This is a genomic window from Yersinia massiliensis CCUG 53443 (assembly GCF_000312485.1).
Classification (GTDB): Bacteria; Pseudomonadota; Gammaproteobacteria; order Enterobacterales; family Enterobacteriaceae; genus Yersinia; species Yersinia massiliensis.
This window is the reverse complement of the sequence record NZ_HE997644.1, coordinates 458,007-480,122: the sequence shown is the minus strand read 5'-3', so window position 1 is coordinate 480,122 and position 22,116 is coordinate 458,007. Positions and strand designations below refer to the sequence as shown.

Sequence of the window (22,116 nt, the reverse complement as noted above, 5' to 3'; positions counted from 1 at the left end):
GTTCGTTTGCTGCCTACCTGCAACGGCAATGACTTAGGGGAATCTTTGGAGGATTTGGTACTGCAGGGTTGTTAGCGGCACTTACTCACCCGAATCACCGACTTGAGTCAGCTCATCGGGACTCGTTCGTTTGCTGCCTACCTGCAACGGCAATGACTTAGGGGAATTCTTGGTGGGGTTGCCTGTAACAACGGGTGGGGTTGGCGTTGTCGGACGATTAACTCTTAATATCAGGGCGTCTTGTGCGCCCTGAATTTTTATAATGTTTTCAGCATCGTGACTTCGCAATCGACATGGCCGGTATTTCCCATTGGCCCATCGATATGCTCAAATCCTAATCTTTCATATAAACCTACAGCGCTCGTCAGGCTGGCTGTGGTTTCTAGATAGCAACGGCCAAAACCCTGCTGACGGGCAAATGCCAACGCTTGCAACGCTAATTGCTTCGCTAAACCTTTCCCACGCAAAATAGGCAGGAAGTACATTTTCTGCAATTCACACAAATCCACTTCGCCACCCGATAAAGGTGCGATACCGCCGCCACCGGCAATATTACCGTCCACTTCAATCACCCAATAAGCACTGCGCGGCTGGCTATACAGCTCATATAAGTGATCCAAATTCGGATCAGACACCGTATAGCCTTTATCAGCGGTCAAGCCAAACTCAGCCGAAACATCGCGAATAACATTGGCGATGGCGAAATTGTCTGCTGCTGTGATGGGGCGCACCAGCAAGCGAATAGGGGTAGCTGTGGTCATGGTGTATTACTCTATAAATCGAATGGTAATAACTTAGTCATAAACTGTAATACCATTGAATGGCGCAAGGTGGCAATCATAAAAGAGTAGGGGGCCATGATAGTGAATAATTATCATGGCCCCCTAACACAGTGATTGGATGCTACCTATCAAAGTACTGCCAATTACAGTGCAGCGATAGTTGCCTGCTGTTCAATCAACTTCTGTTTAGCGTCGGCGCAAGCGGCCATTCTCTCACGCTCTTTGGCAACCACAGCTTCTGGCGCACGCGCCACAAAACCTTCGTTGCTCAATTTACTTTCGATGCGCTCGATCTCCGCTTCCAACTTTGTGACTTCCTTCGCCAAGCGATCCAACTCGGTGGCCTTATCGATAAGGCCCGCCATTGGGATCAGCACTTCTGCGCCTTCAACCAGCTTAGTCACCGATACTGGGCCTTTTTCTCCCTCTGGCAACAAGGTGAGCGAGGACAAACGCGCGAGTGACTGAATGAAGCTCTGGTTTTCTACAACACGGCGCTGCGCTTCAGCACTGGCACCACGCAACATCACTTCCAGCGGTTTACCCGGCGCGATATTCATCTCTGCGCGAATATTACGTACAGCAATGATGGTCTGCTTGATCCATTCCAAATCGCTCAGGGCTATCTCATCGACTTGGCTAGCATCGTATTCAGGGAAAGGCTGTAACATGATGGTATCAGCCGTAATACCCTTCAGAACCTTCACCCGCTGCCAGATAGTTTCAGTGATGTAAGGAATGATAGGATGCGCCAAACGCAGCAACGCTTCGAGCACCTCAATCAAGGTATGACGAGTGCCGCGTAGCTCAGCTTCAGAACCACTGTTCATCACCGGTTTAGTCAGCTCCAGATACCAGTCACAGAACTGATTCCAAGTGAATTCATACAGAATGCCCGCCGCCAGATCGAAGCGGTAAGTGTCCATCGCTTCGCGGTAGGCTTTGATGGTCTGATTAAATTCAGCCAGAATCCAACGGTCCGCCAATGACAGCACCATTTCACCGCCGTTCTGCCCGCAATCCTGACCTTCGGTGTTCATCAAGACGAAACGGCTCGCATTCCACAACTTGTTACAGAAGTTGCGATAACCTTCCAAGCGCTTCATGTCCCAGTTGATATCACGGCCGGTGGAAGCGAGTGCTGCCAGCGTAAAGCGCAGGGCATCAGTGCCGTGTGGTTCAATGCCGTTCGGGAACTGCTTCTCGGTACGCTTACGGATTTTCTCAGCCAACTGCGGCTGCATCATATTCCCCGTGCGTTTTTCCAGTAATTCTTCCAGCGAGATACCGTCAACCATATCCAGTGGATCGATAACGTTACCTTTTGACTTGGACATCTTCTGCCCTTCGTCATCACGGATCAGACCCGTCATGTACACGGTTTTAAATGGAACTTGCGGTTTGCCATTTTCATCTTTCATAAAGTGCATGGTCAGCATGATCATGCGGGCAATCCAGAAGAAAATAATGTCAAAACCACTGACGACCACACTGGTCGGGTGGAAAGTTTTCAGTGCATCAGTCTGCTCAGGCCAGCCCAAGGTGGAGAAAGTCCACAGGCCAGATGAGAACCAAGTATCCAGTACGTCTTCATCTTGGCGTAAGGCAATTTCAGGGCCGAGATTATTTTCGCGGCGCACTTCGGCTTCATCGCGGCCAACGTACACTTTACCTTGCTCGTCATACCAAGCAGGAATACGGTGACCCCACCACAGTTGACGGGAGATACACCAGTCTTGGATATCGCGCATCCACGAGTAATACATATTTTCGTACTGTTTAGGCACGAATTGGATCTCGCCGTTTTCCACCGCTTCAATGGCTACTTTGGCCAGTGGCGCTGTGCGGACATACCATTGGTCAGTCAGCATCGGTTCGATGACCACACCACCACGGTCGCCATAAGGCACCGTCAGATCGTGGGGTTTGATTTCTTCCAACAAACCGAGTTTATCAAATTCAGCCACGACAGCTTTACGGGCGGCGAAACGCTCCAGACCTTGGAACTGCTCTGGAATGGCGCTGCTGCATGCATTGCTCGCTTCGCCATTGGTATCAAACACTTCTGCTTCTGCGCGGATATCACCGTCAAAAGTCAAAATGTTGATCATCGGCAGAGCATGGCGCTTACCCACTTCATAGTCACTGAAGTCATGAGCTGGGGTGATTTTCACGCAGCCTGTGCCTTTTTCCATATCGGCGTGTTCGTCACCGAGGATAGGAATGCGGCGGCCAACCAGCGGCAAGATCACTTCTTTGCCGATCAGATCTTTATAACGTGGATCTTCTGGATTCACGGCCACACCAGTATCGCCCAAGACGGTTTCTGGACGGGTGGTGGCGACGACTAAGTAATCTTTGCCTTCAGCGGTTTTCGCGCCATCGGCCAGCGGATAACGCAGATGCCACATCGATCCTTTGGATTCGCGGTTTTCCACTTCCAAATCAGAGATAGCGGTGCGCAGTTTCGGATCCCAGTTCACCAGACGCTTGCCACGGTAAATCAGATCTTCTTTGTGCAGACGGACAAACACTTCTTTAACGGCGTTGGACAGGCCATCGTCCATGGTGAAACGCTCGCGTTCCCAGTCCACGGAGTTACCTAAGCGGCGCATCTGACGAGTGATGGTGCCACCGGATTCACCTTTCCACTGCCAAATTTTGTCGATAAAAGCATCACGGCCGTAATCGTGGCGAGTCTTGCCTTCTTCAGCGGCAATCTTGCGCTCAACCACCATTTGGGTGGCGATACCGGCGTGGTCAGTACCCGCTTGCCACAGGGTATTTTTCCCCTGCATACGCTGGTAGCGAATCAAGGTATCCATGATGGTCTGCTGGAATGCATGACCCATGTGCAGGCTGCCAGTGACATTCGGCGGCGGGATCATAATGCAGTAGCTTTCTTTGCTGGTATCGCCGTTCGGCTTGAAATAACCCTGCTTTTCCCAATGCTCATACAGCGGCTGCTCGATTTCTTGCGGGCTGTAAGTCTTATCGAGGGATGGCTCAGTTTTGTCGATGCTAGAAGGTGTGTTATCCATTTTCTTTTTTATTTCAGTTGGTTGGCGGCGTCGCCGTAGTCAGATGGAAGCCGACGCTGCGATAAGACTTATATCGGTCGCGCGCCAACTGTTTCAAATTTTCTTCGTAAGGAACGAAGTCTACCACTTCATGGAAAGCGGTGGCAAAACCTGCGAACTCGGGGAGCAGGCTGATCAGCAGGTCGCGAGGGGAGTTCCCACGCCGTTCCGGCCAAGCCAGTTCAACCGGCGCGCCATATTTTGGTCCTTCACCGGCTAAATTATGTGGCACAAATTGGTCTGGCGCACGCTGCCACAGGGCTTCATCGAGCCGCTGGGCTTGCTCTTCACTTTCACAAGCGATCAACACCCGCTTGCCCGCCCGCCAACGTTCAGCCGCAATGTCGCAGGCCAACGCTTCATGAGCACGCAGCTCACCGGCAGGCGTGTCGTGTTCGAGTAGGTAGAAGGTGGCGTTTTTCATAGGTTCTCTGCACTCTTCGTCCTTGAAGCCGCAGGGTTGTTAGCTGCTCTCACTCACCCGAATCACTTACTGATGTAAGTGATTCGGGTGAAGCTCGTTTGCCGCCTACCTGCAACTCCAATGACTTTGAGTGTATATCCGATGGAAATAGAGTAAACGATTAATCGTCGCCGTTTTGCCCTGCGCGGTTCAGCAAGAACTGAGACAGCAGCGCGACCGGACGGCCTGTTGCGCCTTTGTTCTTACCTGAACGCCATGCTGTACCAGCGATATCCAGATGCGCCCAACTGTATTTGCGAGTAAAGCGCGACAGGAAGCAGCCGGCGGTAATCGCGCCACCGGCACGGCCACCAATATTGGCCATATCAGCAAAATTGGAGTCCAGTTGCTCGGCGTATTCATCACCCAACGGCAAGCGCCATGCACGGTCACCGGCTTGCTCTGATGCACCAATCAGCTCATGGGCTAATGGGTTGTGGTTCGACATCAAACCAGTGATGTGATGGCCTAACGCCACGACACATGCACCGGTCAGGGTCGCGATATCGATGACCAATTCTGGCTCAAAACGCTCAACGTAAGTCAGTGCATCACATAGCACCAAACGGCCCTCTGCATCGGTATTCAGCACTTCAACCGTTTGGCCGGACATGGTGGTCAGGATGTCACCTGGGCGATAAGCGCGGCCACCAGGCATGTTTTCACAACCCGCGAGCACACCAATCACGTTCAATGGCAATTGTAGCTCAGCCACCACACGCATCACGCCATAGACAGTTGCCGCACCGCACATGTCGTATTTCATCTCATCCATGCCTTCGGCAGGTTTGATAGAAATACCGCCAGAATCGAAGGTCAGCCCCTTGCCTACTAGCACAATTGGCTTAGCATCAGGATTTGGATTACCTTTATATTCTATCACCGACATTAATGATTCATTCTGCGAACCATGGCCGACAGCTAAATAAGAGTGCATACCCAACTCTTTCATCTGCTGTTCACCGATAACGCGAGTGATGATATTGGTGCTGAACGCATCCGCCAGTTGGCGAGCCTGAGACGCCAGATACGCGGCGTTACAGATGTTTGGCGGCATATTGCCTAAGTCTTTGGCGGCCTTGATGCCAGATGCGACGGCCAGACCGTGCTGAATGGCACGTTCACCGCTGGTCAGTTCGCGGCGAGTGGGTACGTTGAATACCATTTTACGCAGCGGGCGACGAGGCTCGGTTTTGTTGCTTTTAAGCTGATCGAAGGTGTAAAGCGTTTCTTTGGCGGTTTCAACTGCCTGACGCACCTTCCAGTAAGTATTGCGGCCTTTGACATGCAGCTCGGTCAAGAAGCAAACCGCTTCCATTGAGCCGGTATCATTAAGGGTATTGATGGTTTTTTGGATCACTTGCTTGTACTGGCGTTCATCAAGCTCGCGCTCTTTGCCACAACCAATTAACAAGATGCGCTCGGAGAGAATATTCGGCACATGGTGCAGTAACAGCGTCTGCCCGACTTTGCCTTCAAGTTCACCACGGCGCAACAAAGCGCTGATGTAGCCATCACTAATTTTGTCGAGTTGTTCGGCAATTGGAGATAGACGACGGGGTTCGAAAACGCCGACGACAATACAGGCACTGCGCTGTTTTTCCGGGCTGCCGCTCTTTACACTGAACTCCATGTACTCTCCTGAATCTTAAAGACAAAGGCGGGCGCTATCGCTAGAATGTAGCGCTCCGCAACGATCTCTACTCCGTTGTGTTAACCACCTGTGTTAACCTTAACGGCATAAGTTGTTTTGTTTTGGCGACTATAAGCATGTTCCTATAGGACACCTAAACGCTAGATGCTGTAATACTATTTTAGCCGTGAAGGTTGCCATATGATGAGAATAAATGGCGGATTAACGATGAAACTATCGATTTTCCTGCAAAAAGACAAGTTTTCACAGGCGTATTAGCGTGATCATCATTAGATATCTGGTACGGGAAACACTTAAGAGCCAAATTGCGATTCTGTTCATCCTGCTATTAATCTTCTTTAGTCAGAAGTTAGTACGGATATTAGGCGCTGCGGTCGACGGTGAAATCCCAACTAATTTGGTTTTATCCCTTTTAGGGCTCGGTGTGCCGGAAATGGCACAACTTATCTTGCCACTAAGCCTATTCCTTGGCTTGTTGATGACGTTAGGCAAATTGTATACGGAGAGTGAAATCACCGTGATGCATGCCTGCGGCATGGGCAAAAAATCCCTTATTGTCGCAGCGTTGATTTTGGCGCTGGGTACCTCTGCACTGGCGGCAGTCAACACTATCTGGCTTGGTCCTTGGTCTTCCAAACATCAAGACGAAGTGCTGAATGATGCCAGAGCGAACCCCAGTATCGCGGCATTGGCGGGAGGACAGTTTAAATCCTCTACTGACGGTAATTCAGCTTTATTCATCGGCAATGTCTCGGGTAAAGAGTTCAACCGCGTGTTTTTGGCACAATTGCGGCCAAAAGGTAATCAGCGCCCCTCAGTGGTGGTGGCAGATAGCGGCCATATGACCGAACGCCCTGATGGCTCACAAGTGGTTATCCTTAATAAAGGGACTCGCTATGAAGGCACGGCGTTGTTGCGTGATTTCCGCATCACCGATTTTGTCGATTATCAGGCGATTATTGGTCATCAAGAAGTACAGCAAAATAATAATGCGGCTGATCAGATGACGATGACGCAGCTATGGCACTCGAATGAACCCGACGCCCGTGCAGAGTTTCATTGGCGTTTAACACTGATTGTCTCAGTGATTGTGATGGCGCTGTTGGTCGTGCCACTTAGTGTGGTTAACCCACGCCAAGGCCGCGTCCTCAGTATGCTACCTGCGATGTTGCTGTATTTGATTTTCTTCTTACTGCAAAGCTCCCTGCGCTCTAATGCAGGCAACGGTAAGCTGGACCCGCTTATCTGGATGTGGGCCGTAAACGGCGCTTATCTGGCGATTGCGGTGATATTGAACCTGTGGGATGGCCTGCCGGCTCGTAAGTTACGTGCTCGACTGAGAGGTGCTGCCTGATGTTTGGTGTATTAGACCGTTATATCGGGCGGACTATCCTCAATACCATCCTGATGACCTTATTTATGCTGGTCTCGTTGTCCGGCATCATTAAGTTTGTCGATCAGTTGCGTAAAGTCGGCCAAGGTGATTACTCGGCGGTGTCAGCGGGTATGTACACCTTGCTCAGTATCCCGAAAGATATCGAGATATTCTTCCCGATGGCCGCTTTGCTCGGGGCATTGCTGGGGTTAGGTTCGTTAGCGACTCGCAGTGAGCTGGTGGTGATGCAAGCCTCGGGGTTCACCCGTATGCAAATTGCTGCGGCGGTCATGAAAACAGCTATTCCACTCGTGCTGTTAACCATGGCCATTGGCGAATGGGTCGCTCCACAGGGTGAACAGATGGCGCGTAATTTCCGCGCACAACAGATGTACGGTGGTTCGCTGTTATCCACACAAGCTGGTTTGTGGGCAAAAGACGGCTCTGACTTTATCTATATTCAGCGAGTATCAGGTGACAACGAACTGACGGGCGTCAATATTTATCACTTTGATCAGCAAGATCGTCTGATGTCGGTTCGTTACGCAGCGACAGCCACTTATGAAGATAATGTGTGGCGTTTATCGCAGGTCGATGAATCTGATTTAAGTAATCCTAAGCAGGTGACCGGTTCGCAGACGCTAACCGGTGAGTGGAAGACCAATCTGACACCCGAGAAGCTAGGCGTGGTTGCCATGAATCCAGATTCGCTCTCCATCAGCGGGCTACATGATTACAGTAAATACCTGAAGCAAAGTGGTCAGGAATCCAGTCGTTATGAGCTGAACATGTGGGGCAAGATATTTGCGCCATTCTCGGTAGCGGTCATGATGCTGATGGCGCTGTCATTTATTTTCGGTCCATTACGAAGTGTGCCAATGGGTGTCCGAGTGGTTACCGGCATCTTCTTTGGCTTTGTTTTCTACGTACTGGATCAAATATTTGGCCCACTAAGCTTGGTATACAGCATCCCACCAGTCATTGGCGCGCTGCTACCTAGTATACTTTTCCTCCTGATCAGTGTTTATTTGCTGCTTAAACGTCGCTGATGGCGGTTTTTTCAGCACTTAGACTAAACTTGGTGGGATAACAGTTGCATGCGGATCATTGGTAGGTATAATTCACCTCGTTCTCCGCATACTACTTCAGTGCCGAAGTGGCGAAATCGGTAGACGCAGTTGATTCAAAATCAACCGCCGCGAGGTGTGCCGGTTCGAGTCCGGCCTTCGGCACCATAAGTATGAAAATCAAGTCACCGAAAGGTGGCTTTTTTTTGCTTAAAATTCAGCAATTAGCTCATTTCCCTATACGTTCCTGTCTTTCAACGTCCACTCACATCTTTCCACATATACCAACAAATGATGGTATATGTGGAAAGATTGATTTTGATACCAACAATGGAGGCCATCAACTGATGGCTCTCACCGATATCAAAGTTTGAACGACCAAACCCTCAGATAAACCCTTCAAACTTACGGATGGGCAGGGTATGTACCTGCTAATTAACCCTAATGGCTCAAAATACTGGCATTTACAGTATCGCTTTGAGGGTAAGCGAAAGATTTTGGCATTAGGTGTCTAGATACTGGAAAAACGCTAAAGCGGTAACCAGTTTTAGTTGACCACTACAAACCAACCATTTTTTAAAGGCGTAATTGAGGGGGAACTTCACACACTTCTGGCCACAATCCTTTCACCTAATCATTCGTTTTGTTAATCATAAAATGTAAAAAAAATTTACAAACTAACCATCTAAGATGTAAGGTTATTAATTATTGATTAAATCTTGGTTGTAATGAGTGTAACTATATAAATTTCAATGCATTATTTATTTTCTCTTTTTTTGAATAAACGTTATCTTTTCTAGGAGCTTAGTCGGAAGCTCAATAAATATAAATCAATCTAATACTTACCTTTTCTTTACTCTTTTGAGATGGATATGTGGAATAAAACGATAAGCAAAACAGCATGTTCTGAATGGGTTTTACGAAACAGCCTTTACTGGATGACTGCATATACACGGTGGCGACTAGAAGAGGACGATGTAAATTGGCATGTCTCTTTTGATGTGGTTAGTGAGGAAGTACAGTTCGAATTTGAACGGTTGAGAAACGATTTCCAACTCAGGGAATCTCTCGATAGCCATACGGGAAGAGTCAGAGCAGCAATTATCAGCAATGTCCTGAAGAGTATTGATGAGAGACTCGCTGGATGAAGCTCATGCCGTTTAACTTCGATAGATTAAATGATGGTAAGGTTTTCATCAGTAATCTGGCTGGTTTCCACCACTTCATTGAGGATGCAGAGCTTTTCCAACTATCACGCAACCAGTTCCTGACAGAGAGTAGTGTATCGAGTAGTCTTGAAAGTAAGCTTTTTGTTGTGAATGATGACGCGGTTTCATTGGCTTCTTCTGCGTTAAGTTCTGGTTTCGCTAAAAGACTCATGAATGATTTAGCCATCAGGCCAATCTTCATGATAGTTCCTACACTGAGATGTGATCATACCTGCAAGTATTGTCAGGTTAGCAGAGCAGCAGTTGGAGCAAGTGGCTACGATCTTGACCCTACGCTCATACCTGAAATTATCAGCGCTATAAAGAAATTGGGAACCCCGCCATACAAAATCGAAGTTCAGGGGGGAGAACCACTCCTCAGATTCGATCTTGTGCAAATGATCTATAACGAATGTCAGGTCTCACTCGGCCCCGAAGTCTTTGAAATGGTTATTGCAACAAGCCTGTCACTTTTAGATGCTTCTGTCATCGAGTGGGTGAGAAGTAGGAACATTACTTTCTCTGTATCTCTCGATGGCAATGAACATATCCACAATAAGAATCGAATCCTCCCTGGAGCAAAAGCTCACTCGAGAGCTATTGGTGGTATGCAACTCATACGTGATGAATTGGGTTCTAATCGTGTTGCTACAGTAACCACTGTTACAAAGGAACTTACCGAAGATCCTGTTTCGATAGTAGAGACTCATTTGGGCCAAGGTCTTACGGATATGTTTATTAGACCTGTCAGCCCATACGGATTTGCCCAAAAGCAAAGCTTTACCTTTTCGATGCCGGAGTATTTCGGATTTTACAAAGAGTTGATGGAAGAAGTGTTACTTCAGAATCAGAAGGGCATACCTGTCGTTGAGCATTCGGCTGCTATCCATATTAAGAGAATCTTTAACCCGAGCTTCAGTGGCTATGCAGACCTGAAATCGCCAAGCGGAGTGGTTCTGAACTGTATCCTCTTCAATTATGACGGGAAGGTTTACGGTAGCGACGAAAGCCGTATGCTTCAGAAAGTGAATCCCGAAGCAGATTTTAGTGCTGGTAACTTTTCTTCCCTGTCGTTCAGTAATAGTGAGTTCTACAGGTCGTCATTAACATCATCATTTAACTTCGCTATGCCTGGTTGTGACACATGCGCCTATCAGCCTTTCTGTGGTGCAGATCCTTGCCAAAATATCAGTGTTCACGGCGAACCCGTCGGTGACAAGAGCCGGTCTACATTCTGCCAATACCACAAAGGTATGTTCCGTTACCTTCTGAACGAGATATCTCAGGATGGGCCTATGGCAGAGATGCTTAAAGGATGGGCTTATGTCTGAGGTGTTAAGAAACGATATTTTCCGGTTTTCATCTGAACTGCCAGTTCAGCAGGGATTCTATCGCTTGTGCAAATCCAAGCCAAAAAACCCTCAGTTCTTCCTCCCAAATTTGCTTGTCACTAAGGCAAATAGCTATTCACAGCTACCTGTATATTTTACAGACTCTGTTTATAGCAAAGAGCTTTTTGATTCGATAGAAGATGGTGACATCGGGATCGTTAACAACGGCAACATGCTCAGGGTGATTTTGTCCCGAAGAGCAAATCATAATACGGTTCTGGTAACTGAAAGGTGCAACAACAGTTGCCTGTTTTGTTCGCAGCCTCCTAAGACCGGAAACGATGACTGGCTACTCAATCAGTCTGCACTTGCCATCGCCTCTTTCTCTTTGAACGGTGTAGTCGGAGTGAGCGGGGGAGAGCCTCTACTGTATGGTGACGATTTCCTACAATTTATCGATTTCATCATCGAAAATTCGCCAAACACTGCTTTGCATGTTTTAACAAATGGTCGGAAATTTTCAGATGTCAGTTTTACTCGTCAGATGAAAGAACGAAGCGATAAGATCAAAATGACTTTTGGTATCCCACTTTATTCTTCAAAGTCATCAGTTCACGACTATCTGGTTGGAAGTGAGGGGGCATTTGATGAGACAGTCAGAGGGTTAATCAATGCAGGGAACTCAGGGATCAACATTGAACTGAGAGTCATCCCTACACAGGCTAACTATACAGAACTTGATGACATCGTTGAGTTCACTGGCCGTGTGTTCTCCAATATAAACCAAATTTCACTTATGGGGCTGGAATCGATTGGATGGGCCCGCAAGAACTGGTCATCAATCTTCGTTGAGCACGACAGCTATAGCGAGAAGATCCTTTCTGCTGTAGACACTGCTCGCAGGTCAGGAATTCCTCTTACTATCTTTAATTATCCATTGTGTCACCTTCCTAAAAGAGCTTGGGAATTTGCTACGCAGTCTATTTCCGACTGGAAAAATTACTATCCAAAAGAATGTGATGAATGCACTCAGAAGTCTTCCTGTGCTGGCTATTTCAGTTCATCAAAAGGCCGTTTTCATCAACCTCCGAGACCTATCAAATGAAAAAAATTAACTTTGCTGCATTACTTCCGGGATTTCTTGCTCTGAATAATTCAGTCTGGGCAAGTGACTCAGCTATAGGTGCGAGTGATCTGCCAGCAATGTCTCTTAACGAGCATGATATGGTGATAGCCCCCTTAAACACAGAGGTGCCATTTTATATAGCGGGTCATCGCAGTCACAGTTCACATCGCAGTCATAGCTCTCATAGATCATCTTCTGGTGGTGGATACTATGGGGGGAGTTCTACGCCCTATTATCCGAAAACTTACAGCACACCAAGCTCTTCTGGTTCTTCCAGTTCAGGGACAAGTTCATCATCGTCTTCTTCATCAGTCCGTTCGCTTCGTTCCAATGATACAGATACCTCTACGACCACAAATTCTGCGGGAACGAATGGAACTACCCGTGCAAGTAATGGGCTGACTTCTGATTCTGAGAAGCGTAAGCGCTTAATCATGCGGGTTCAATTCGCATTGCTGGATAAGGGATTTTACAACGGTAATATTGACGGCATTATGGGGCCTTCTACGAGACAGTCTATAAAGAATTACCGGGTTGCGAACGGGCTACCAACTCCTGTAACTGAAACACTCGATACTCAATTATTGAACTCATTGAATATTCTGGCCCGCTAAAGAGTTATGAAGGGATTAAAATGAAGATTAAACTCTCGATATATAAAGCAAAAAGATTCAAGGATGACATTGATAAAGTTTTGAATTTGGAGAGAGTAAGAAATCCGATTGAGTTCGACATGGAAGAGGCTCGAGTATATTTATATGCAAAACAATTCTTAGATCCAAAGCCGCCTGAGTGGACAACTTTATTTACGAGCCAAAAGCCGGATTTAGATCACGATTTCTTCGGTAAAAATAGTAGCACTGGAGCAGTCTTAGTTGTTGAGGTGAATAACGCAAGGTATCTTATTCCGTTTGGGACAGGGCATCACTTGATTAATGATGATAGTATTGTCAAAGGTTTTGGGCTTAAAACGACACTTAATTGTATCGAACATAACAAAATTCGTAGTTTGGATAAAGGTAGCCATAATGAAACAAATCTATTAACTCGCAGTCAGAGCAGTAAAGAAGTAGATATATATAATCTTAAAATAGACTCCGAGATGGATATTCTTACAACTCTTACAGGGACTTCCACTGAAGATATTTTAGGCAATAAAATTACAGGTAAAGATGCCTTTGTAATCGTTCCTGATATTGATCTTAAGTCCATGCCAGATTTGTTAAATAAAATAGATTCTATTTATTCCCTACCTCTCCCAGAGGAGTTTGAATGGGTTAATAATATAAAGGAAGCTGATGAAGCAGAGGTTGAGATACTTGATGCCATTCTTATAGATTTAATAAATGCTAAAGACTCTAATGACCTATGGCTAGGTGAACCGGAAATCGTAGACTGGGAGAATCAGTTAGGATATTGCTTTGAAAAGAGACAAAGAAGCATTATTTATGAAAGTTTGTCAGTTGAGCATATCAGTGAGTATTTTAGTAGCAAAAAAACTGAAATATCAGTAGAAGGCCTTAAGGGGAGTAGTCTGCATGTGTTGAATGCAGATTTTGAGTCAATAAAGAAATGGTCTCTATACAGATGTATTTATGCCGAGATAAAAGAGGGAGACCAAAACTATATTCTGAGAGACTCTATTTGGTATGTGGCTGACCGAAAATTTGTATCAACCATTGATGATGAAATGAAACGGATTGTTCATTATGAAGAAACAGATAAGTTTCCAATTTATTCATACATAAGAGAAGAAGAATATAATAAGCAAGTTTGCATTACTGATAAAGGTTTTACACATATGGATCAAAAATTCATTTATCATGGTGGGGGAAAAGGCAAGATCGAATTTTGCGATTTAATTAGAGACGGGTCAGATTTTATCCATGTGAAATATTATAGTGGTTCGCAAAGTATGAGTCATCTTTTCTCACAGGCATTTGTGGGTTCTGAGCTTTTTATAAGCGATTCGGAGTTTAGGGAAAAGCTTAATGAAAAATTACCAGCTCATATAAAACTAACGGATCATAGTATTAGACCTGAGGCAAAAAAATATAAAGTAGTTTTTGCCATAGCCACAAACAAAAAAATTCCAGAAGACTTGCCATTATTTTCTAAGATAAATTTAAAGAATTTCAATAAAAGTATTTCAAATTTCGGATACGAAGTTAGGATCTGTAAGATAACTGTAGACCCACTTATTTATAAGAAAAAGCTTTGTAAGCCACAAAAAAACAAGGTTTAAGTTAATTTATACAAAAAAACAGCCACTACTTTAGCGCTCAGAAGGTGTTCCACATCCTCATATCGTATAAACAACCCCCCTCTATTTACTGAAAAATTTTCAACGCAGGCAGAATTAAAAAACGGTGAATACCTGCATCAAGAAATATCCCTATACCGTGATCACAAGCTTTCTCAACACAAATAAATCATTGCGATCCTGCTCACATAGTGGACAATACTTAACCATTAGTAATGTTTATATCAACTAAATCAATAATTTTAGTTAAAGCAAGGGATGGGCTATGGACAGGAATACTCAGGGATTTGCATCATACTGGCGTAATACCTTAGCAGATGCTGAGTCCGGTAAAGGTGCGTTTGAACGTAAAGACGAAGACTCATTCACCCGATGGGTGGACACCACTAAGGGGCGGCTGAATGAGGAGACTGTTCACGCATTTTTCAAGGATGAAGATGATGCGGTTAAAACCGTCGAAGTAATGCTACGCCCACAAGCTTGGTTCCGCCGGTTAAAGCATGGCAAAGAGCGGACTGCGGGCGCACCAGGTATCGTGACGCCGTTGGTGACTTCCGCTCTCTTAAACCGCGACGGTTTTTTGTTCCCAATGGCACCTGCTACCATCCCTCGCGACCTGCTCGAACCGCTTCCTAAAGGCACCTTCTCCATTGGCGAGATGACGCAGTACGACAAATATAAAACGACACATAGTTCATTCACTTTTGGTGATGATAGCGAACAAGATCGTCGGGACGAGACTGACGAGCAACGTGCAGAGCGTGCTGAAAAGTATCGGAATCAGTGGCAAAAGCACCTAAAAGACCTCAACGATCTTTTAGAACATGTTGCCGGTCAGTGGGTTAAAACCCATGAGCAATACGAACCGGCCGGATACGGCTATGTTATCAAAGCGAACCAACCCGGCGGGGCTAGCATCCATATCCGTCCTCTGTACGATCATCTGCTGAAGTGCAAAAAAGAGGTCCCGTTACTGGCGAGCTTTGCTTCAACGGAAATGCCACCTGTTGTACCTCTCCTTGCTGACAATGCAATGCTCAGCGAGCGTCTGGGGCATTCCGGTGATGAGTTCCCGCTAGCAAAGGCGCAGCGGGATGCCCTGAGTCACTATCTCACTCAGCAGCAGGGTGAGATCCTCGCCGTCAATGGCCCACCGGGAACCGGAAAAACCACTTTGGTTCTCTCGATCATTGCGACTGAATGGGCAAGAGCAGCCCTGAATAAAACTGAACCACCCGTGGTGATTGCCACATCAACCAACAATCAGGCTGTGACCAACATCATTGAAGCCTTCGGTAAAGATTTTTCCACGGGCACTGGAGCAATGGCTGGTCGTTGGCTACCTGAACTGAAAAGCTATGGCGCTTACTTCCCGTCTTCGGGCCGTAAGGCTGATGCCGCGAAAAAATACCAGACGGATGATTTTTTTTACCGTGTTGAATCTTTGGAATATGTTGAAGATGCGCTGGTTTTTTATCTTGAGAAGGCAAGGGCGGCGTTCCCATCGGCGGATTGTAGCTCTCCCGAACATGTTGTGGATCTTCTGCATGCGTGTTTAACCAAGCAATCCGCGCAGCTTAAGCAAATCGAGCCCGCGTGGGACAAACTGAACTGCATCCGTCGGGAGCGAAATGCCATAAGCGAAGATCTCGACCAGTATATTCAGGACAAAAATACGTTACTGCTTGGCAGCACAGATGAAATCGCCTTTTTAACCCAGAGCAAAAAGCAGTGGCAGCAATATCGCGCCGGTGAGTCGATGATGTATGCGTTCTTCACTTGGATTCCAGCCATTCGCACTAAGCGCCACTATCAGATTAATCTCTTCCTCGATGAGACGTTTGGCACAAGAATGGCTGCGTTTCAGGGCACCGCACCGGACGGTATCGACGCGTATATCGACGGCCTGATTGTTCAAGCGCAAAAAGAACAGAGTCAGTATCAGCAGCAAATCGATCTCGCTCAGGACGTTTCCCGACGCGCAAGTGAGGCTATTCAAGACTGGCGGGGTCTGAACCGATCGCTGGGGTATACCGGTGACGAGGAACTGAGTTTGGCCGGAGCCGACGAGCTTGCTGATACACAGATCCGTTTCCCAGCGTTCCTGATGGCGACCCACTACTGGGAAGGTCGCTGGCTAATGGACATGGCCGCTATTGATGATCTTCAAAAAGAAAAAGGTCTTAAAGGGGCGAGGGCGATCACGGCCCGCTGGCAACGCAGGATGAAGCTCACCCCCTGTGTGGTGATGACCTGCTATATGCTTCCTCATCATCTGGCCATCAGGGAACATGTTGGTGGGAAGAAATTTGATGATAGTTATTTATATAATTTTGCCGATCTGCTGATCGCCGATGAAGCGGGGCAGGTGCTTCCTGAAGTTGCAGCAGCCTCCTTTGCATTGGCGAAGAAGGCATTAGTGATTGGCGATACAGAACAAATTGCCCCTATCTGGAACAGCTTACCCGCCATTGATATAGGCAATATGGTGGAGGAGAACATCCTCCCTGGTGGTACTCAAGAAGAACTCACGGATGCTTATGCAATGGTGAGTGATTCAGGCAAAAGTGCTGCATCGGGTAGCGTCATGAAGGTTGCCCAGTTTAATTCTCGCTATCACTACGACTCGGATCTGGCTCGTGGGATGTACCTGTACGAACACCGCCGCTGCTTTGATAACATTATCGGCTACTGTAATGCGCTCTGCTATCACGGTAAGTTGCAGCCTAAACGAGGGGTGGAAAAAGAGACGTTTCTTCCGGCAATGGGCTATCTACATATCGATGGTCTGGGTCAGCAGACAAACGGCGGGAGCCGTTACAACACCTTTGAGGCAGAGACGATAGCGGGCTGGCTTGTGGCGCACAAAGAGGAACTAGAGCGTCATTATGACAAACCACTGCATAAAGTCGTGGGGGTCGTCACGCCATTTTCAGCACAGGTCAGCGCCATTAAGGCGTCACTGCGTAAGCTCGGGATTAACTGTAGTGGCGATGAAGATTCACTCACGGTCGGTACAGTCCACTCCCTGCAGGGTGCCGAAAGATCGATAGTCCTCTTCTCCCCAGTGTATTCCAAACATGAGGATGGAGGGTTTATCGACAGCGACAGTAGCATGCTGAACGTTGCCGTTTCCCGTGCAAAAGATAGCTTTCTGGTGTTTGGTGATATGGATTTGTTTGAGATCCAGCCTGCATCTTCCCCGCGTGGATTGCTGGCAAAATACCTGTTTGCTTCGGACAGCAACGCATTGCAGTTTGAGCGCCAAGAACGTAAAGATTTAAGCGCAGTACAAACGCAGATCTCAACCCTACATGGCGTGGAGCAGCATGATGCGTTTCTGAACCAGACCTTTGACACTATCGGAAAGAACATCACTATCGTTTCCCCTTGGCTGACATGGCAAAAGTTAGAACAAACGGGCTTCCTAACGTCAATGGTTCAGGCACGATCGCGTGGGATTGAAATTACTGTGGTAACGGATAAAAATTTTAATATCGACCATACCGATTATGAAAAGCGCAAAGAGAAACAGCAGCGCCTTAATGATGCTGTGGCAGAGCTGAAAGAAATGGGTATCACGACGAAGCTGGTCAAGCGCGTTCACAGTAAAATTGTGATTGGAGACGAAGGGGTGCTGTGCATAGGGTCGTTCAATTGGTTTAGCGCCGCGCGAGAAGAGAGGTATCAGCGGTACGACACATCAATGGTGTACCGTGGCGAAAGCCTAAAAGGTGAAATTAAAACGATTTATACCAGCTTGGAACAACGTGAATTGTAGTTTTGAAGTGAGTTGCCGTTTTGGCGCTTAGTTTTGCAGATTATATTTCCTTGTTAACTCTCTGGCAGCATCACATTTATTGATGTTGCCAGTCATCATGTTGTGGTGAGAAATAAAGCTGCTTCTCGCGTGCACTCGCTGATAACTTCCCGCATCCCTTTGTCATTATCTTGCTGACGTTCGATTAGCACACCTCTTAAACAACATTTCATCTCTACAGGTTAACTTATATAAATATCCCCTTCGCTACTGATAAATTAGATATCAAAGATATTATTTATAACATAAGCAAAATAATTTTTTTGACCTATACTTAGCGTTAGAGTGTTGTAATTGGGATTGTTTAAGCTGTTAGCCATAAGGAGAGGTGAAAATATGGATATTCTAGTATTTAGCAAATGTCAGTTACTGTCATTCTCATTTGAGTATATATTCAATGATGTTTTTAATACTAATAATCTTGAAAAAGTTATGGTGAAAACCTATGAGACAACGGATTCATTTGTCCGCGCGTTAAACCAAAATACTAAGTTAGTCTTGCTCGATATAACATTAACCGACTATATTGATGTATATGTAATGCTAAGAAAAATAAATAATAAATCAAAAGTTGTTATATTATGTGACGAAAAAACTGACTTGCGTGTGATACCTAACGTTTATAATGCGATCCTGTATAAAACTAGCAGTATATTGAATATTATCACCACAATAGAAAGAGTGTGTGATGATAAATATAATAATGTGGTTGTTAATTTAGAAAAAGATAATGTTGAAATTCCAAAGCTGACTAAAAATGAAAAGAAAACATTAAAACTAATTATTGCTGGTTTGAATAATAAACAAATAGCACAGTTACTAGCGATTCCTTATAAGAAAGTCATTGATTACAGATGTAGTATATGTCAGAAATACAACGTTAATAGTTTGGATATCAGTTATCACCAACATGAGTTACCAGTGAGTATATGAGCGCAGTTATAATAAAGTCTCTCTTAGGGAAATAGTGTAATATTGAGATTAACCTTTAATTGCGTATCCTATAGGATGCTATATTATAGCGTTTTTGAGAAAGTTACATGGTGTCGATAAATGGCTTAGTCTATACCCGAATTTTGGTTGCCAAAAATCTGAGTGCAGTGGAATCCCATGTTATGACACCATGTGCATTTAGTATCTAAAGTAAACGTTAGCGTTTCGCTTGTAACCATATTTGTCTCGTATATTTGACATGTAGTGGCTTACTGTCTTTCTTGATATGTTTAAGTGTTCTGAAATACTTTGATAATCCATACCCATAGTTGCTAAATGCAAAACCTCTTTTTCTCGCTTTGATAGCATTGGTTGTGATTGGGCACTTAAATCCAATGGGATATTATCATCTTTATTTTTGCTCACCCAAATTAATAGTTTATTAAATAATGATGCAATCTCAGTGACGGGTGCTGTTTTACTGACGACAGAACGCGTTACTTCAGATAAAGTGTGGTAATAAAGTGAATCTTCCTCATATTGGCAAAAAACGAGGAGGTGAACGTTTCTATCTTGATGCTTAATTTTATCAAAAATAACATTTTGATTTTCTTTTGAGATGCCGTCGATATCGAAAATGACAATATTTATTTTATTATTATCTAACTGATCATTAAATTTCTCAAAAGAATTAAATAGTTTAGTTTTTATTTTGTTTTTATCTACACTCATATTGTTATGAATAATAATTTGTAGTGAGAAAATAAACAATGAGCTTTTGCTGAAAATGATAACGTCGATCATTTCCCCTCCTGTAATTAGAGTTTTCATATAAAAATTAATAGTTTTCGGAAAATAAAATATAATAATTTTATTTTATAGATATAAGGAATCCATCCATTTCTTCAAAGAGAAATAGTTCATTTTTAATAAACCTATGTGTTTATGTTGGATTCGATTATATGCGATATTTAAAATCGTCAAAGAAATTTGATTTAGATCAAAGTATCTTAACCAAACATCATTGGTGGGGTGTTATGCTGATTTTTATGAATGTTGTGGATTTTTATTCTTTTGATTTTAATGCGGCAGTTGGAATGAATAATTTTTATATATATATTAGTGAATGATACTTTCGCAGGGAAAATCATTTTAAGTATCTCCCTACGGCAGACGTTAAGGATGCCTACAGGTGCTGTCATCCTTCGCCTATACAATGAATGTTTAACTCTCTTGCGCAGATATTAAGGCGGTTTTTTGCCGCATTACTTCTGTCTTTATCTCATCTTGCTGGATCATTTGGACGGCAAAATAGAGGTCTGGTACTAAAACAAGCTCTTGTGTGTCATGGGACATATTGTTTTTTGCCAACCAGCGGGTGAGCTCTGTGCTACGGCCAGCAAGAATGAGTGTCACGCCTTTTTCTTTCAGGATGGGGACCAGCTCTTTGAGCATCGCGAACACACTGGCATCGTTATAAGTAAAGCTCGCCGTCGCATCGACAACGAACCATTGAGGGGGTGTGGTCGCGCTGTTCACCAGTAGGGTCACACGTTTTTTAAAATAAGTGGCATTAAAATAGGTCAGAATAGAATTGAAGCGATACATGATGAGACCATCAATCGGTTTGATGTTATCGGAGGCATTGATTGAGTGAATGATGCCTTGGCTATCAACGCCAAGTAATTGATCTGTCGGTTTGAATACCGTGCGAAGGAATTGCAATAACCCAAGAATAATGGCAAATCCGATACCATCAATCAGCCCGACGACTAACACTGCAATTAAAGTAAAGACGGTCAGAATATAGGCCGAACGATTGTGCGCTCGCATAGAGGTGATGGCTTTAAAACTGAACATCGACCATGCGGCATAAATCAGTACCGCACCGAGTGTCCCCAGCGGAATGAAACTCAGGGTTTGAGTCAGGAAGATAAGCACCAGAGCAATCATTAAGGCGGCGACCACTGACACCATTTGAGACTTGCCACCGTTATCGTCATTGACCGCTGTACGGCTGGTTGCTGCACTGACCGCAAATCCTTGTGATGCACCCGCGACAATATTGATATAACCCAGCGCATAGAGCTCTTTATCAATATCGACTTCATAGCCATTTTTACTGGCAAAACTTTGTACCGTCATCATAAAGCTCACAATACTGATGACGGCGAGATTGAGTGAAGGGACGACAAGTTCACGCAATAAATTAGGGTCGAAATGAGGCATGGTGATATGGGGCAAGCCTTCGCCTAAACTGCCAATAATGGCGATCCCCTTCGCGTTGAAATCCAGATACCAACTTAATAGCGTGGCAATTGTCATCACAATAAGAGGGCCGGGCCATTTGGGCCGCAATACTTTTAGAATAAATAGGGTAAAGAGACTCGTCACGGAAAGTAATAATGTTAATTTATGGGTATCAGATAATCTTTCTGGCAGGGCTATCAGGCATTTAATCAAATCTGATGGGAGTGAATTCAACCCAAAAATATTACCAAACTGCCCGACGATGATAGTAATGGCGACCCCATTTAAAAGCCCTTGCAGTATCGGCTGAGAAAGGAAGTCGGCAAAGATGGCGAGACGAAAACGGGCGGCGAGGACGCACCAGAAGCCGGTCATTATTGTCATGACAATCGACATCTGCCACAGCGTATTAGGATCGCCAAGGGCAAGCGGTGCAATAGCGGCGGTAATGACGGCACATGTCGCGGCATCTGGGCCGACAATTAATTGCCTTGATGTCCCAAACAGCGCATAAACAATCATCGGTAAAATACAGGCATACAAACCAACAATGGCATTGATACCCATTAATTCGGCGTAAGCAATGGCAACAGGTAATGCAACAGCAGCAACCGAAAGCCCCGAACGGATATCAGGTTTTAAATTGGCTTTATCATAATGAATAAAAGTCGTTAGCCCGGGGATCCACTGAGTTATCCATTTTTGTTGCATTCTTTTGCTGCCTTTATTCTGATGTCCTCAAAAATATCACTTTAGGCTGCTTT

General features: G+C 45.3%; 15 protein-coding genes, 1 tRNA gene and 1 pseudogene. 11 read left to right on the top strand and 6 right to left on the bottom strand.

Annotation, left to right across the window (positions count from 1 at the left end; translation table 11 throughout):
• Positions 1-257: 257 nt before the first annotated feature.
• The 4 genes from BN68_RS11135 to pepA all read right to left on the bottom strand — a co-directional run bounded on the left by BN68_RS11135 (position 258) and on the right by pepA (position 5,958).
• The gene (locus tag BN68_RS11135) at positions 258-761 is read right to left on the bottom strand and encodes a GNAT family N-acetyltransferase (protein ID WP_019211249.1); all 504 of its coding nucleotides are present in this window, start codon (positions 759-761) and stop codon (positions 258-260) included.
• A 164-nt stretch (positions 762-925) separates the two neighbouring features.
• Positions 926-3,823, bottom strand: a complete 2,898-nt coding sequence (locus tag BN68_RS11130) for a valine--tRNA ligase (RefSeq protein ID WP_019211248.1) — start codon at positions 3,821-3,823, stop codon at positions 926-928.
• A gap of 13 nt (positions 3,824-3,836) precedes the next feature.
• Positions 3,837-4,286, bottom strand: a complete 450-nt coding sequence (locus tag BN68_RS11125; protein ID WP_019211247.1) for a DNA polymerase III subunit chi — start codon at positions 4,284-4,286, stop codon at positions 3,837-3,839.
• Positions 4,287-4,446: 160 nt separating this feature from the next.
• Positions 4,447-5,958 carry a leucyl aminopeptidase gene (gene pepA / locus BN68_RS11120; protein ID WP_019211246.1) on the bottom strand — a complete coding sequence of 504 codons (1,512 nt, stop codon included), beginning with the start codon at positions 5,956-5,958 and terminating at the stop codon, positions 4,447-4,449.
• A gap of 280 nt (positions 5,959-6,238) precedes the next feature.
• Here pepA and lptF point away from each other — a divergent pair, with 280 nt between their 5' ends.
• The 11 genes and pseudogenes from lptF (at position 6,239) to BN68_RS11070 (ending at position 19,102) form a co-directional block, all read left to right on the top strand.
• Positions 6,239-7,333, top strand: coding sequence for an LPS export ABC transporter permease LptF (gene lptF / locus BN68_RS11115; protein ID WP_019211245.1), 1,095 nt, complete (start codon positions 6,239-6,241; stop codon positions 7,331-7,333).
• Positions 7,333-8,403, top strand: coding sequence for an LPS export ABC transporter permease LptG (gene lptG, locus BN68_RS11110; protein WP_019211244.1), 1,071 nt, complete (start codon positions 7,333-7,335; stop codon positions 8,401-8,403). The genes lptF and lptG overlap by 1 nt, the downstream gene beginning before the upstream one ends.
• Positions 8,404-8,504: 101 nt before the next feature.
• A tRNA-Leu gene (locus tag BN68_RS11105) sits at positions 8,505-8,589 on the top strand.
• A gap of 179 nt (positions 8,590-8,768) precedes the next feature.
• A pseudogene (locus BN68_RS23670) lies at positions 8,769-8,933 on the top strand (Arm DNA-binding domain-containing protein); the annotation flags it as partial.
• Positions 8,934-9,287: 354 nt separating this feature from the next.
• Positions 9,288-9,569, top strand: coding sequence for a His-Xaa-Ser system protein HxsD (hxsD, locus tag BN68_RS11100; protein ID WP_408068270.1), 282 nt, complete (start codon positions 9,288-9,290; stop codon positions 9,567-9,569).
• The gene (hxsB, locus tag BN68_RS11095) at positions 9,566-10,960 is read left to right on the top strand and encodes a His-Xaa-Ser system radical SAM maturase HxsB (protein ID WP_019211241.1); all 1,395 of its coding nucleotides are present in this window, start codon (positions 9,566-9,568) and stop codon (positions 10,958-10,960) included. Before hxsD ends, hxsB begins: the two co-directional genes overlap by 4 nt.
• The gene (gene hxsC, locus BN68_RS11090; protein ID WP_019211240.1) at positions 10,953-12,065 is read left to right on the top strand and encodes a His-Xaa-Ser system radical SAM maturase HxsC; all 1,113 of its coding nucleotides are present in this window, start codon (positions 10,953-10,955) and stop codon (positions 12,063-12,065) included. Before hxsB ends, hxsC begins: the two co-directional genes overlap by 8 nt.
• On the top strand, positions 12,062-12,700 hold the full coding sequence (gene hxsA, locus BN68_RS11085) for a His-Xaa-Ser repeat protein HxsA (protein ID WP_042806644.1): 639 nt from the start codon (positions 12,062-12,064) through the stop codon (positions 12,698-12,700). The genes hxsC and hxsA overlap by 4 nt, the downstream gene beginning before the upstream one ends.
• Before the next feature lie 20 nt (positions 12,701-12,720).
• A complete protein-coding gene (locus tag BN68_RS11080) occupies positions 12,721-14,331 on the top strand; it encodes a TIGR04141 family sporadically distributed protein (protein ID WP_019211238.1) in 1,611 nt (536 codons plus the stop codon).
• 283 nt (positions 14,332-14,614) lie between these two features.
• A complete protein-coding gene (locus BN68_RS11075) occupies positions 14,615-18,130 on the top strand; it encodes an AAA domain-containing protein (RefSeq protein WP_019211237.1) in 3,516 nt (1,171 codons plus the stop codon).
• A gap of 375 nt (positions 18,131-18,505) precedes the next feature.
• Positions 18,506-19,102 (top strand): helix-turn-helix transcriptional regulator, encoded by a 597-nt coding sequence (locus BN68_RS11070; RefSeq protein WP_019211236.1) that lies wholly within the window; start codon positions 18,506-18,508, stop codon positions 19,100-19,102.
• Between the two features lie 198 nt (positions 19,103-19,300).
• Here BN68_RS11070 and BN68_RS11065 read toward each other — a convergent pair whose 3' ends face one another.
• Both BN68_RS11065 and BN68_RS11060 read right to left on the bottom strand, forming a co-directional pair.
• A complete protein-coding gene (locus tag BN68_RS11065; RefSeq protein WP_019211235.1) occupies positions 19,301-19,906 on the bottom strand; it encodes a helix-turn-helix transcriptional regulator in 606 nt (201 codons plus the stop codon).
• A gap of 420 nt (positions 19,907-20,326) precedes the next feature.
• The gene (locus BN68_RS11060) at positions 20,327-22,063 is read right to left on the bottom strand and encodes a SulP family inorganic anion transporter (protein ID WP_019211233.1); all 1,737 of its coding nucleotides are present in this window, start codon (positions 22,061-22,063) and stop codon (positions 20,327-20,329) included.
• Between the last annotated feature and the right edge of the window lie 53 nt (positions 22,064-22,116).

Coding starts and splice junctions, on each gene's coding strand:
- BN68_RS11060 (WP_019211233.1), bottom strand. CDS start 22,063: ATGCAACAAAAATGGATAACTCAGTGGATCCCCGGGCTAACGACTTTT.
- hxsA (WP_042806644.1), top strand. CDS start 12,062: ATGAAAAAAATTAACTTTGCTGCATTACTTCCGGGATTTCTTGCTCTG.
- BN68_RS11130 (WP_019211248.1), bottom strand. CDS start 3,823: ATGGATAACACACCTTCTAGCATCGACAAAACTGAGCCATCCCTCGAT.
- BN68_RS11075 (WP_019211237.1), top strand. CDS start 14,615: ATGGACAGGAATACTCAGGGATTTGCATCATACTGGCGTAATACCTTA.
- pepA (WP_019211246.1), bottom strand. CDS start 5,958: ATGGAGTTCAGTGTAAAGAGCGGCAGCCCGGAAAAACAGCGCAGTGCC.
- hxsB (WP_019211241.1), top strand. CDS start 9,566: ATGAAGCTCATGCCGTTTAACTTCGATAGATTAAATGATGGTAAGGTT.
- hxsD (WP_408068270.1), top strand. CDS start 9,288: ATGGATATGTGGAATAAAACGATAAGCAAAACAGCATGTTCTGAATGG.
- lptG (WP_019211244.1), top strand. CDS start 7,333: ATGTTTGGTGTATTAGACCGTTATATCGGGCGGACTATCCTCAATACC.
- BN68_RS11135 (WP_019211249.1), bottom strand. CDS start 761: ATGACCACAGCTACCCCTATTCGCTTGCTGGTGCGCCCCATCACAGCA.
- BN68_RS11070 (WP_019211236.1), top strand. CDS start 18,506: ATGGATATTCTAGTATTTAGCAAATGTCAGTTACTGTCATTCTCATTT.
- hxsC (WP_019211240.1), top strand. CDS start 10,953: ATGTCTGAGGTGTTAAGAAACGATATTTTCCGGTTTTCATCTGAACTG.
- BN68_RS11125 (WP_019211247.1), bottom strand. CDS start 4,286: ATGAAAAACGCCACCTTCTACCTACTCGAACACGACACGCCTGCCGGT.
- BN68_RS11080 (WP_019211238.1), top strand. CDS start 12,721: ATGAAGATTAAACTCTCGATATATAAAGCAAAAAGATTCAAGGATGAC.
- BN68_RS11065 (WP_019211235.1), bottom strand. CDS start 19,906: ATGATCGACGTTATCATTTTCAGCAAAAGCTCATTGTTTATTTTCTCA.